General features: G+C 72.0%; 9 protein-coding genes. 6 read left to right on the top strand and 3 right to left on the bottom strand.

Annotated features, from left to right (window positions below):
* Positions 1 to 17 precede the first annotated feature (17 nt).
* Together ACZ3IL_RS20935 and ACZ3IL_RS20930 are read right to left on the bottom strand one after the other, a co-directional pair.
* On the bottom strand, positions 18 to 998 hold the full coding sequence (locus tag ACZ3IL_RS20935; protein ID WP_467392485.1) for an ABC transporter ATP-binding protein: 981 nt from the start codon (positions 996 to 998) through the stop codon (positions 18 to 20).
* 20 nt (positions 999 to 1018) lie between these two features.
* Positions 1019 to 2335 carry an NYN domain-containing protein gene (locus ACZ3IL_RS20930; protein WP_467392081.1) on the bottom strand — a complete coding sequence of 439 codons (1317 nt, stop codon included), beginning with the start codon at positions 2333 to 2335 and terminating at the stop codon, positions 1019 to 1021.
* A gap of 226 nt (positions 2336 to 2561) precedes the next feature.
* Here ACZ3IL_RS20930 and ACZ3IL_RS20925 point away from each other — a divergent pair, with 226 nt between their 5' ends.
* Complete coding sequence (locus ACZ3IL_RS20925; protein WP_467392079.1) at positions 2562 to 2732, top strand: hypothetical protein; 171 nt, start codon at positions 2562 to 2564, stop codon at positions 2730 to 2732.
* A gap of 69 nt (positions 2733 to 2801) precedes the next feature.
* Here the strand turns inward: ACZ3IL_RS20925 and dnaE are convergent, their stop codons facing one another.
* Positions 2802 to 6341: a DNA polymerase III subunit alpha gene (dnaE, locus tag ACZ3IL_RS20920; RefSeq protein WP_467392077.1), complete on the bottom strand. Its 3540-nt coding sequence runs from the start codon at positions 6339 to 6341 to the stop codon at positions 2802 to 2804.
* A gap of 221 nt (positions 6342 to 6562) precedes the next feature.
* Here dnaE and ACZ3IL_RS20915 point away from each other — a divergent pair, with 221 nt between their 5' ends.
* The 5 genes from ACZ3IL_RS20915 (at position 6563) to ACZ3IL_RS20895 (ending at position 12632) form a co-directional block, all read left to right on the top strand.
* Positions 6563 to 7921 carry a DUF2252 domain-containing protein gene (locus ACZ3IL_RS20915; protein ID WP_467392075.1) on the top strand — a complete coding sequence of 453 codons (1359 nt, stop codon included), beginning with the start codon at positions 6563 to 6565 and terminating at the stop codon, positions 7919 to 7921.
* 37 nt (positions 7922 to 7958) lie between these two features.
* On the top strand, positions 7959 to 8639 hold the full coding sequence (locus ACZ3IL_RS20910; protein WP_467392073.1) for a hypothetical protein: 681 nt from the start codon (positions 7959 to 7961) through the stop codon (positions 8637 to 8639).
* A 54-nt stretch (positions 8640 to 8693) separates the two neighbouring features.
* Complete coding sequence (locus tag ACZ3IL_RS20905) at positions 8694 to 9509, top strand: DsbA family protein (protein WP_467392071.1); 816 nt, start codon at positions 8694 to 8696, stop codon at positions 9507 to 9509.
* Between the two features lie 171 nt (positions 9510 to 9680).
* Entirely contained in the window at positions 9681 to 11330 is a 1650-nt protein-coding gene (locus tag ACZ3IL_RS20900; protein WP_467392069.1) for an alkaline phosphatase D family protein, read from the top strand.
* A gap of 324 nt (positions 11331 to 11654) precedes the next feature.
* Positions 11655 to 12632 carry a zinc metalloprotease gene (locus ACZ3IL_RS20895; RefSeq protein ID WP_467392067.1) on the top strand — a complete coding sequence of 326 codons (978 nt, stop codon included), beginning with the start codon at positions 11655 to 11657 and terminating at the stop codon, positions 12630 to 12632.
* The last annotated feature ends 203 nt before the right edge of the window (positions 12633 to 12835 follow it).

Here is a 12835-nt window from a genome sequence, read left to right as displayed (position 1 = left end):
GGGAACCGTGGCGGCCGTCATGCCTTCACCAGCCCCTCGGCCCCCTCGGCCGCCCCGCCCAGCGCCAGGTAGACGTCCTCCAGGCTGGGCGTGGCCAGGGTGAAGTCGTCGAGGGCGGCGAAGGCGGCGCCCCCGGTGACGGTGGCGACGGCCGCGCGGGCCGCGTCGGGGGCGAGCCGCAGGGTCCAGCGCCGTCCGGTCTCCTGGGCGGGTTCCCGCAGCGCGGCGACCTCGGGCAGGTGGAGGGGGGCCGACTCGCGCCACACCAGTTCGACGCGGACCTCGCCGGCCACGCGCTCCTTGAGCCCGGCCGGGGTGTCGCAGGCGATGACCCGGCCGCGGTCGAGGACGGCGACCCGGTCGAGGACGGTCTCGGCCTCGATGACGTTGTGGGTGACGAGCAGCACGGTGGTGCCCTGTTCGGCGCGCCGCCGGTCGACGGCGGCCCAGACGGCGCGCCGGGCGACGGGGTCCATGCCGGTGGTGGGCTCGTCCAGGACGAGGACGGGCCGCCGGCCGACGAGGGCGGCGGCGACGCAGGCGAGCCGCCGCTGTCCGCCGGAGAGCTTCTTGAGCGGCCGGGAGGCGAGCGCGGTGAGGCCCAGCTCCTCCAGGACGGCGTCGCGCTCGGCGCGCGCGTCGTGGGCGGTGAGGCCGCGCAGCCGTCCGGTGGTCTCGGCGGCCAGGGAGACGGTCAGCTCGTCCAGGGCGGTGGACTCCTGGCCGAGGTGGGCGAGGAGGCGGGCCGCCCGCTCGGGGTGGCGCACCAGGTCGTGGCCGAGCAGTTCGACGGTGCCGGAATCGGGCCGCATGAGCCCGGTGACCTGGCGGACGAGGGTGGACTTGCCGGCGCCGTTGGGGCCGAGCAGGCCGAAGATCTCGCCGCCGCGCACGTCGAGGCTGATCCCGTCGGTGGCCCGCACGGCGGAGGTCGCGGGGGCGCCGCGTCTGCCGCGCGTGGCGGGGTACGTCTTGACCAGATCCCGCACCGCGCACACCGTACTCACGGAGGAAGAGCCTACGGGGTCGCCGGGCCCGCTCCGGGCGCGGGGGCGTGTTCGGCGGCGGCGCGGACGTCGATCTCGCGCCAGAATCCGGCCCTGATCGCGTACCGGTCGTGCTCGTCGATCTGGTCGTCCTTGTGGGCGAGGAGGCCGAAACGGGCGGCGTAGCGGAGGAGTTCGCCGTCGATGCGGTGCGGGATGCGGGGGTAGAGGGCGGAGAGCCTCTGGACGTGGCTCTGTTCCGGAAGGCGTTCCATCCAACGGCGGGCGAACACCTGTCCGACCTCGAACGGGTCACCGCCGACGGTGGTGATGTCCTCCTCCCGGTCGGCCCAGCGCTGCTCGGCGCTGGTGAGGGTGGCGAGCGTGGGCAGCGAGGCGGTCTCGGCCGGCTCGCCGAGCGGAGCCGGGCGCTCGACCCAGCCCCGGTCGGAGGACCAGCGGAGCGCGCTCGTGCTCTGCGGCCCGGTGGCGGTGGCGGTGCCGTTGGCGTGGGGGGCGCGCAGCCCCGCGAGGTCCTTGGGGGTGGGGACGCCCTTCCCCGGCGCCGGGGTCTGGTCGGCGTCGCGGGCGCGCCCGTTCCCCCGGGCGTGCTGGTGGTCCCCGTCGGCGGAGGCGCCGGAGGGGGCGGTGTCCCCGTTCCGCACGGCCGTGGCGGCGGCCTCCGCCGCGCGCTCGGCGGAGGCGGCGAGGGCGGCCTCGGGCAGCGGCGCGGAGAGGATGGCGGCGATCTCGGGGCGGGGGGCGGGCGGGGGCGCGCAGACGCCGGTGAGGTCCTTGGCGCGGACGGCGCGGGTGATCCAGGCCCGGTCGAGGACCCGCCGTTCGTCGGCCTCGGCGACCAGGTCCTCGGACTGGTTGTAGTCGCCGTCGGCGGCCTGGACGGCCCAGAGGTGGACGGCGACGCCGTGTTCCTTGGCCGACATGAGGCCGGGCAGCAGGTCGCCGTCGCCGGTGACGAGCACGATGTCGGAGCAGGCCCTGTTCCTGGCCAGCTCGGTCAGCTCGGTGTGCATGGCCGCGTCGACGCCCTTCTGCGCCCAGCGCCCCTCGCTCCTGGTCAGGGCGCCGAGCCGGACGGTGACCCGGGGCATCACGCGCAGTCTGCGGTGTTCGGGCTGGGGCACCCGGTCGGGCGCGCCGTCGAACCAGTAGATGCGCAGCAGGGGCAGCGCGGTCTCGGCCTCGGCGCGCTGGCGCAGCTGCTGGATGAGCGCGGCGTGGTCGACGGTGATCCGGGAACGGGCCGGTTCCCCGGCGAGGAGGCTGGCGGCGGCGCCCAGCAGGTAGCCGGCGTCCACCAGGACGACGCAGCGGTCCACGTGTTCCACCCTCTTTCGGCCCTGGGGGTCGGACTCGGGATCGGAAGTTGCTCCGGGTTTCCTTCGAGTCTGCCCGACCGCCGGTGGCTTGACGGCCGGAACTGGATCATCGGCGTGGCGGATGCCCCGCTCGCAGGGCTTTTACGTTCCGTAATGATCCAACATGCGGCGTTTCATACCGTATGTGAGTCTGACAACGGCCCTGGCCCCTAGATCCCCTTGAGGAGGCATCACCATGGCCAAGAACCGCAACCAGAACCGTGGTCAGAAGCAGTCCCCGGCCGAGCGCGGCACCCAGCAGGCCCAGCAGACGGCGATGGAGTCCGAGGCCGCGCAGCGCGCGTCCCAGGTGCTGCCGAGCGACGTCGCCCGCAAGGGCCGCCAGAAGCGCTTCGGCCACAACTGACGCCCGCGTACGGCAAAGGGGCGCGCCCGTGACGACGGGCGCGCCCCTTGCGCGTGCGGGGAGGCGGGGTCAGCCCGCCAGGCAGGACGGGCCGAGCAGCACCTTCAGGTCGCCGAAGAGCGCCGGGTCGGCCGTCACCCGGTGCCGGTCGAGCCGGAGCACGGTGGTCTTGCGCGGGCCCTGGAGCTTGATCCGCACCTCGGTGTTGCCCTTGTGGTGCTTGAGGATCTCGCCGAGCCTGCTGACCATCGGCGGGGTCACCTTCACCGTCGGGATGGTGAGGACCACCGGCGCGTTGGTCCCGGCGTTCGACAGGTCGGGCACCTGGAGTTCCATGGCGACGAGCCGGGGCACGTCCTCGCGCTTGTCGAGCCGTCCCTTGACGAAGACGACCGTGTCCTCGACGAGCTGGGTGGAGACCAGCTGGTACGTGGCCGGGAAGAACATGCACTCGATGGAGCCGGCCAGGTCCTCGACGGTGGCGATCGCCCAGGCGTTGCCCTGCTTGGTCATCTTGCGCTGGAGGCCGGAGATGATGCCGCCGATGGTGACGACCGCGCCGTCGCCGTGCTCACCGCCGGTGAGCTGGGAGATCGACGCGTCCGCCTTGTCGGACAGGACGTGCTCGATGCCGAAGAGCGGGTGGTCGGAGACGTAGAGGCCGAGCATCTCGCGCTCCTGGGCGAGCAGGTACGACTTCTCCCACTCCACGTCGGAGAACTCGACGTCCAGGCCGAAGCCGGGCTCGTCGCTGGTCTCCTCGCCCATGCCCCCGAAGAGGTCGAACTGTCCCTCGGCCTCCTTGCGCTTGACCGCCACCACGTTGTCGATCATGGGTTCGTGGTGGGCGACCAGGCCCTTGCGGGTGTGGCCCATCTCGTCGAAGGCGCCGGCCTTGATCAGCGACTCGACGGTCCGCTTGTTGCAGACGACGGCCTCGACCTTGTCGAGGAAGTCGGGGAAGGAGGAGTACTTCCCCTTGGACTTGCGGGTCTTGATGATCGACTCGACGACGTTGGTGCCGACGTTGCGGATGGCGGAGAGGCCGAAGAGGATCACGTCGTCGCCCTGGGCGGCGAAGTTCGACTCCGACTCGTTGACGTTGGGCGGCAGCACCTTGATGCCCATGCGGCGGCACTCGTTGAGGTAGACCGCGGACTTGTCCTTGTCGTCCTTGACCGAGGTCAGCAGTCCCGCCATGTACTCGGCCGGGTGGTTGGCCTTGAGGTAGGCGGTCCAGTAGGAGACCAGTCCGTAGGCGGCGGAGTGCGCCTTGTTGAAGGCGTAGCCGGCGAAGGGGACCAGGACGTCCCAGAGGGCCTGGATGGCCTCGTCGCTGTAGCCGTTCTTCCGGGCGCCGGCCTGGAAGATGGTGAAGTTCTTCGCCAGCTCCTCGGGCTTCTTCTTGCCCATCACGCGGCGGAGGATGTCGGCCTCGCCGAGCGAGTACCCGGCGATGATCTGGGCGGCCTTCTGCACCTGCTCCTGGTACACGATGAGGCCGTAGGTGACCGCGAGCACCTCTTCGAGCGGCTTCTCCAGCTCGGGGTGGATCGGGGTGATCTCCTGCTGCTTGTTCTTGCGCAGGGCGTAGTTCGTGTGCGAGTTCATGCCCATCGGGCCCGGCCGGTACAGGGCGGACACGGCGGAGATGTCTTCGAAGTTGTCGGGCTTCATCAGCCGCAGCAGCGACCGCATGGGGCCGCCGTCGAACTGGAAGACGCCGAGGGTGTCGCCGCGCTGGAGCAGCTCGAAGGTCTTCGGGTCGTCGAGCGGAAGGGCGAGCAGGTCGAGGTCGACGCCCTTGTTCGCCTTCACCATCTTGACGGCGTCGTCCATGATGGTGAGGTTGCGCAGGCCCAGGAAGTCCATCTTCAGGAGGCCGAGCGACTCGCACTGCGGGTAGTCCCACTGCGTGATGGTGACGCCGTCGGTGTGCCGCACCCAGATCGGGGCGTGGTCGACGATCGGCTCGCTGGACATGATCACGCCGGCGGCGTGCACGCCCATCTGCCGGACCAGGCCCTCGACGCCCTTCGCGGTGTCGATGACCTTCTTCACGTCGGGCTCGTTCTCGTACATCGCCCGGATCTCGCCCGCCTCGCTGTAGCGCGGGTGGGAGGGGTTGGTGATGCCGTCGAGGTCGATGCCCTTGCCGAGGACGTCGGCGGGCATGGCCTTGGTGAGCCGGTCGCCCATGGCGTACGGGTAGCCGAGGACGCGCGCGGAGTCCTTGATGGCGTTCTTGGCCTTGATCTTGCCGTAGGTGCCGATCATGGCGACCTTGTCGGAGCCGTACTTCTCCGTCACGTACCGGATCACCTCGACGCGCCTGCGCTCGTCGAAGTCGATGTCGACGTCGGGCATCGAGATGCGCTCGGGGTTGAGGAAGCGCTCGAAGATCAGGCCGTGCGGGATGGGGTCGAGGTCGGTGATGCCCATGGCGTACGCGACGATCGAGCCGGCCGCGGAGCCGCGGCCGGGGCCCACGGCGATGCCCTGCTTCTTGGCCCACATGATGAAGTCGGCGACGACGAGGAAGTAGCCGGGGAAGCCCATCGAGATGATCGTGTCCATCTCGTACTCGACCTGCTTCATGCGGTCCTCCGGAATCCCGTTCGGGAACCGGCGGTGCATGCCGCGCATGGTCTCCTCGCGGAACCAGGTGACCTCGGTGTAGCCCTCGGGGATGTCGAACTTCGGCATGAGGTTCTTGGCCTCGAACATGCCGGTGGTGTCGATCTGCTCCGCGACCAGCCGCGTGTTGGCGCAGCCCTCCTGCCAGGCGTCCGAGGAGTCGACGGCGTACATCTCGTCCGTGGACTTCAGGTAGTAGCCGGTGCCGTCGAACTTGAAGCGGTCCGGGTCGGAGAGGTTCTTGCCGGTCTGGATGCACAGCAGGGCGTCGTGGGCGGTGGCCTCGTGCGCGTACGTGTAGTGCGAGTCGTTGGTGACCAGCGGCGGGATGCCGAGCTTCTTGCCGATCCGCAGGAGGTCCTCGCGGACCCGGTGCTCGATCTCGATGCCGTGGTCCATCAGCTCCAGGAAGTACCGGTCCTTGCCGAAGATGTCCTGGTACTCGGAGGCGGCCTTCAGCGCCTCGTCGAACTGGCCGAGGCGCAGCCGGGTCTGCAGCTCGCCGGAGGGACAGCCGGTGGAGGCGATCAGGCCCTCGGACCACTGGGAGATGGTCTCCTTGTCCATCCGGGGCCACTTCTGGAGCCAGCCCTCGGCGTAGGCGTCGGAGGAGAGCTTGAAGAGGTTGTGGAGGCCGGTGGCGTTCGCCGCCCAGATCGTCTTGTGGGTGTAACCGCCGGAACCGGAGACGTCGTCGCGCTTCTGGTGCGGCTGGCCCCACTGGATCTTCCGCTTGTTCCGCCGGGACTCGGGGGCGACGTACGCCTCGATGCCGATGATCGGCGTGACGCCGGCCTTCTTGGCCGAGTGGAAGAAGTCGTACGCCCCGTGCAGGTTGCCGTGGTCGGACATGGCGATGTGCGTCATGCCCATCTCGTTGCACGCGTTGAACATGTCCTTCAGCCGCGCGGCACCGTCCAGCAGCGAGTACTGGGTGTGGACGTGGAGGTGCGTGAAGGGCGGCTTGGTCACGGCGGGAGGCCTCCGGGGATATCTGTGGCGCGAAGCGCCTCGTGCAGGGGCGGCGGGCGGGCGGGCCGCGGGCGGTCCGGGGGGACGGTGTCGGAGTCTAGTCGGGCGGGTGGGTCGCGCGGGGCGCTCGGGGGCTAGGGTCGCGCGGTGGGAGACGGGGAACACCCGTCCCTTTTGTCGTGAACACCCTGCGCGCACGTCCCGTACCAGGAGGCACCCCGATGCCGGTCCCCCAGCCCGCCGCCGCCGAACGCGGTGAGCACATCCTCGCCGTCTTCGACACCGCCTTCGGCGAACTCCTCGCCGCCGACCCGGCGGCCTTCCGCGTCAAGTTCCGGAAGATGGCCGGCTCCGCCTTCGCCTTCTACCGGGGCACCGCGTGCCTGTTCTACGCCGACCTGGAGCGGGAGGCGCACGGCGGGCCGTACCTGGACGAGCGGACCGGCCGGGTCTGGATCCACGGCGACCTGCACGCGGAGAACTTCGGCACGTACATGAACTCCAACGGGCGGCTGATCTTCAACGTCAACGACTTCGACGAGGCGTACGTGGGCCCCTTCACCTGGGACCTGAAGCGCCTGGCGGCCTCGCTCGCCCTGATCGGCCACGCCAAGGCGCTGAGCGACGCGCAGATCACCGACCTCGTGCGGATCTGCGCGGCCGCCTACCGGGAGCGCGTCCGCGCCCTGGCGGCCGGAGCCCGCGGGGACGAGGTGCCCGGCTTCACCCTGGGGACCGCCGGCGGGCCGGTGCTGGACGCCCTGCGCCGGGCCCGGTCGCTGACCCGCTTCGGCCTCCTCGACTCGATGACGGAGGTCCGGGACTTCGAGCGGCGCTTCTCGGGCGGAGGCGGCGCGATCGAGCTGGACGCCGCCACCCGCCGGAAGGTCCTGGCGGCCTTCGACGGCTACCTGGAGACCCTGCCGGAGTCCAGTCTGGCCCGCCCCGACTCGCACCGGGTGAAGGACGTGGTGGGGCGGCGCGGGATCGGCATCGGCTCGGCCGGCCTCCCCTCGTACAACATCCTCCTGGAGGGCAACAGCGACGCCCTGGAGAACGACGTCGTGATCTACCTCAAGCAGGCGCAGACCCCGGCGGTCTCCCGCCACGTGACGGACGGGGCGGTGCGGGAGTACTTCCGGCACGAGGGCCACCGCACGGTGATCTCGCAGCGGGCGCTCCAGGCGCACGCCGACCCGTGGCTGGGGTGGACGGAGCTGGACGGTGCCGGGCAGCTGGTCGCGGAGGTGTCGCCGTACGCGGTGGACCTGGACTGGTCGGACATCGACGACCCGGCCGAGATCGCGGCGACCGTGGCGGACCTGGGCCGGGCCACGGCGACCATGCACGCGGCGGCGGACGACTCCAGCGGCCACTCCCTGGTGCCGTTCTCGACGGAGCGGGCCATCGACGCGGCGATCGCCGCCGACGAGGAGGGCTTCGCCGAACTCCTGGTGGACTTCGCGCACGCCTACGGGGCGCGGGCGCGGGCCGATCACCAGATCTTCGTGGACCTCTTCCGCAACGGCCGGATTCCGGGACTCCAGGGGCAGGCGGGACCGTCCACGGGTTCCCTTTAGAGACCCCTTACGGGCCGGCGTGGCACACTCCTGGACGATGGACATGGCAGGGACGCAGCTGAGGGCGCTGCGGGCGGCGTTCTTCACGGCACTGGTCGTGACGCTGTCCGTGGCGTCCCACGTGCTGCTCTCGGGCGTGCCGCTGCCGGCGGGGACGGTCGTGCCGGTCGCGGCCGGCGTCTTCGCCGTGGCGTACGCGCTGGCCGGCCGCGAGCGGGGCCTCGGCCCGATCGCCGGGCTCCTCGTCCCGCTGGAGCTGGCGGCCGACACCCTCTTCACCAGCGGCCAGGCGGTCTGTTACGGCCCCGCCGGCGGACCGGTCGCCGGGTCGCTGCGCTCGGTGGGCGTGGAGGTCTTCTGCGGCGGCGCCGTGGGCGCGCCGCTGCCCGGGGTGACGGCCCCCGGGGGCGCGGCCGGCCCGCTCGGCTCCCCCGACCCGGCGCTGCCGTGGCTGCTGCTCCTGGCGCACGTGGGCGTCGGGTTCTCGGCGGCGTGCTGGCTGCGCGGCGGGGAGCGGGCGCTGGCCCGGCTCGTCCGCGCGGTGGGGGCCTTCGCCTTCCGGCCGCTGCTGCTCGTGACGGCCCTCGTCCGCGCCGGGGGCCCGGCGCCCCGGCGCGCCGGCCGCCCCGGGGAACGGCCCCGGCCCTCCCGGGTCCGGCTCCTCGTGCACTCCGTGGGGCGGCGGGGGCCGCCGCGCCCGGGTCCCGCTCTCGTCTGAGCGGACCCCGCGGTCCCCCCTGCCCCCCTCTTCACCTTCACGGAGATCACGATCATGAGTGCACGCAACAGCCAGGCCAGCAAGGCGGCCGCCCGCGAGCGGCTGCGCGAGGAGCGCGAGCGCCAGGCGAAGAAGGACCGGGTGCGCCGGCAGCTCGTCGTCGCCTGCTCGGCCGTGGCCGTCCTGGCCGTCGCCGGCGGCATCGGTTACGCCGTGGTGCAGGCCAACAAGCCCTCCCACTGGGAGGCGGCGGCGGACGCGAAGACCGTCACCGCCCCCAGGAACACCTCGGGCGCGAACGGCACGACGGTCGTCATCGGCAAGCCGTCCGCGAAGAAGACCCTGGAGCTGTACGAGGACTCGCGCTGCCCGGTCTGCGCGACCTTCGAGCAGTCCGTGGGTTCCACGGTCGAGAAGGACGTCGAGGCGGGCAAGTACAAGATCCGTTACGTCGGCGCCACCTTCATCGACAACGCCGCTCCCGGCGAGGGCTCCAAGAACGCCCTCTCGGCGCTCGGCGCGGCCCTGGACGTGAGCCCGGAGGCCTTCCTGAAGTACAAGTCGGCGCTCTACTCCGCGAAGTTCCACCCGGAGGAGAACGAGGACAAGTTCGCGAAGGACTCCTACCTCCTGGAGGTCGCGGACACGGTGCCGGCGCTCAAGAACAACGCCGCGTTCAGGAAGCACGTCGAGGACGGCACCTTCGACGCCTGGGCGATGAAGATGTCCAGGACCTTCGACGACAGCGGGGTGACGGGCACCCCGTCCCTGAGGATGGACGGCAAGCCGGTGACGGTCCAGGGCACCGACAACCCGCCGATGACGACGGACGAGTTCGACAAGGCGATCACGGCGGCCCTGAAGTCCTGACGCCGGCCGCTCGCGGGGCCCGGCCCTCCCGGGTGCCCGGCCCTCCCGCGGCGGTCGCCCGCGGCCCCGGACCCACCGGTCCGGGGCCGGAGGCGTCCCCGGGACGACGAGTGGGCGAATTTCCGGTTCTCGCCCGCCCTCCGGGCGTACCCCTCAGTAATCTGACGGGCCGTGACCAGTCGACGCATACCCCTCGCCCCCGCCCGCCGCACGGTCGTGAAGGCCGCCGCCGCCACCGCCGTCGCCGCGCCCGCCGTCCTGGGCGCGGTCTCCCCCGCCGTCGCGGAGACCGGGCGGGCCGCCTTCCTGCACGGTGTCGCCTCGGGCGACCCGCTGCCCGACGGCGTCCTGCTCTGGACGCGCGTCACCCCGGTCCCCGCCGCCGTGCCCGGCTCCGGCCTCGGCCCGGACGTGCGGGTCGGCTGGGAGCTCGCGGAGGACCGCGCCTTCACCCGGGTCGTCGCCTCCGGCGCGGTCACGGCGGGCGCCGCCACCGACCACACGGTGAAGGCGGACGTCCGGGGCCTGCGCCCGGCCACCGCCTACTGGTTCCGCTTCACCGCGGACGGCGTCGTCTCGCCGGCGGGCCGCACCCGCACCGCGCCGGCCGCCGGCGCGGCCGTGGACGGCGTCCGCTTCGGCGTCGTCTCCTGCGCGAACTGGGAGGCGGGACACTTCTCGGCCTACCGCCACCTCGCCGCCCGCGCCGACCTGGACGCGGTCCTGCACCTGGGCGACTACCTCTACGAGTACGCCGGCGGCGTCTACCCCGGGGCGGAGTACACCGTGCGGCCCCACGAGCCGCGCCACGAGATCGTCACCCTCGCCGACTACCGCACCCGGCACGGCGCGTACAAGACGGACCCCGACCTCCGGGCGGTGCACGCGGCGCACCCGGTGATCGCCATCTGGGACGACCACGAGTTCGCCAACGACGCCTGGTCGGGCGGGGCGGAGAACCACACCCCCGGCGCCGAGGGCGAGTGGGCGGCCCGGGTGGCGGCCGCCAAGCGGGCGTACTTCGAGTGGATGCCGGTCCGGACGTCCACCGAGGGCACGGTCTTCCGGCGCCTGCGCTTCGGCGGACTGGCCGATCTGCACCTGCTCGACCTGCGTTCGTTCCGGTCGGCCCCGGCGAGGACGGGCAGCGGAGCGGTCGACGACCCGGAGCGGAGCATCACCGGCCGCGCCCAGCTGGACTGGCTGAAGGCCGGGCTGGCGGGCTCGGACGCGGTCTGGCAGCTGGTCGGGACCTCGGTGATGATCTCGCCGGTCGCCTTCGGCGCCCTGCCCGCCCACCTCCTGGAACCGCTGGCGGAGCTGATGGGCCTGCCGAGGGAGGGGCTGGCGGTCAACGTGGACCAGTGGGACGGCTACACCGACGACCGCCGGGAGCTGCTGGCGCACCTGACCGCGCGGGGCATCCGGAACACGGTCTTCCTGACCGGTGACATCCACATGGCGTGGGCCAACGACGTGCCGGTGAAGGCCGCGACGTACCCCCTGTCGGGCTCGGCGGCGACCGAGTTCGTCGTCACCTCGGTGACCTCGGACAACCTGGACGACCTGCTGCACGTGGCGCCGGGGACGCTCTCCGCGGTGGCGGAGACCGCCGTGAGGGCGGCCAACCGCCATGTGAAGTGGGTGGACATGGACCACCACGGCTACGGCGTGCTCGACGTGACCGCCGCCCGCGCGCAGATGGACTACTACACGGTCTCCGACAAGGCGGACCCGGACGCGACGACGGCCTGGGCGCGCTCGTACCGGACGCGGAGCGGAACGCAGCGTGTCGAGCGGGTGTACCAGCCGGTCCTCTGAGTTCCCCGGAGGGTCTATTTTCAGCCATGGTCCCGTTTGTTAACGGGAGATCACACGGCTGTGGCGGGTGGCCTTTTCGGGCGATCGAATCCGGACACACCACCCGCCTCCACCCTCCGGGCGTGATGTTGTCGCCTCAAACTCCGGAAACCGCACAAGTTTTTCTTCCCGATGTACCGAATTGCCCTACGGATGATTGGGCTTGATCACTGCTCAACGACCCCTGACATGGACGCGTAATCTCCCCGGCGTGGCGGAGGAAGTTCCTCCGCCCGCCCCCCACGAGGAGACACCATGCGTGCTCTTGTCCGTATATCCCCGCGTATGTCACGTCGTATCGTCGGCACCGCCGTCATGGCCGGAACCCTGGCCCTGACCCCCCTCTCCGCCCCCGTCGCCACCGGTGCCTCCACCACCCTGGCCGGCGCCTCCGCCGAGGAGTGCGCGGACGGCACCGCCGCCGTCTCCGGCGCCCGCAAGGAGCGCGGCGCCGACAGCCACGCCGCCGAGCCGAACGAGGTCACGGCCGCCCAGGCCAAGGCCATGGACGACGACCTCAGGAAGAGACTGGCCTCGGCCCGCCCGTCCGGGCGCCTCGGCGCCGCCGCCGGGGAGGCCGCCACCGCGGTCACCATCCCCGTCTACTTCCACGTCATCCACTCCGGCACGACGGGCAAGCTCTCCGCCACCGCCATCAGCAACCAGATGAACGTCCTGAACGCGGCCTACGCCGGCCAGGGCACCGGCAACGTGAACACCAACTTCCAGTTCACGCTGGCCGGTACCGACTACACGGACAACGCCGCCTGGTACAACCTGACCTCCGGCTCCACCGCCGAGAAGGAGATGAAGCAGACCCTCCGCAAGGGCGGGGCGAACGCGCTGAACTTCTACACCGCCAACCTGGGCGGCGGCCTCCTCGGCTGGGCGACCTTCCCGTCCTCGTACAAGTCCAACCCGTCCATGGACGGCGTCGTCGTCCTCGACGCCTCGCTCCCGGGCGGCTCCGCGGCCAACTACAACCAGGGCGACACCGCCACGCACGAGGTCGGCCACTGGATGGGCCTCTACCACACCTTCCAGGGCGGCTGCAACGGCAACGGCGACTACGTCGCCGACACCCCGGCCGAGAAGAGCCCGGCCTACGAGTGCCCGACCGGCCGCGACTCCTGCGCCAGCAAGACCGGCGTGGACCCGATCCACAACTTCATGGACTACACGTACGACTCCTGCATGTACCAGTTCACCACCGGCCAGGTGACCCGGATGAACGAGAGCTGGACCGCGTACCGCGCGGGCTGACCCGTCCCGGAGGACGCCGGGGGGGGGGGGGGGGGGGGGGGCCCCCCCCCCCCCCCCCCCCCCCCCCCCCCCCCCCCCCCCCCCCCCCCCCCCCCCCCCCCCCCCCCGCCCCCCCCCCCCCCCCCCCCCCCCCCCCCCCCCCCCCCCCCCCCCCCCCCCCCCCCCCCCCCCCCCCCCCCCCCCCCCCCCCCCCCCCCCCCCCC

The organism is Streptomyces sp. NPDC014907 (genome assembly GCF_055562975.1).
The sequence above is the reverse complement of the archived record's forward strand: the minus strand, read 5'-3'. Positions and strand labels throughout refer to the sequence as shown.

What these genes read in the sequence shown, in the direction of transcription:
- ACZ3IL_RS20925 (WP_467392079.1), top strand. Translation starts at nt 2,562, where the DNA reads ATGGCCAAGAACCGCAACCAGAACCGTGGTCAGAAGCAGTCCCCGGCC.
- ACZ3IL_RS20915 (WP_467392075.1), top strand. Translation starts at nt 6,563, where the DNA reads ATGCCGGTCCCCCAGCCCGCCGCCGCCGAACGCGGTGAGCACATCCTC.
- ACZ3IL_RS20910 (WP_467392073.1), top strand. Translation starts at nt 7,959, where the DNA reads ATGGACATGGCAGGGACGCAGCTGAGGGCGCTGCGGGCGGCGTTCTTC.
- ACZ3IL_RS20905 (WP_467392071.1), top strand. Translation starts at nt 8,694, where the DNA reads ATGAGTGCACGCAACAGCCAGGCCAGCAAGGCGGCCGCCCGCGAGCGG.
- ACZ3IL_RS20895 (WP_467392067.1), top strand. Translation starts at nt 11,655, where the DNA reads ATGTCACGTCGTATCGTCGGCACCGCCGTCATGGCCGGAACCCTGGCC.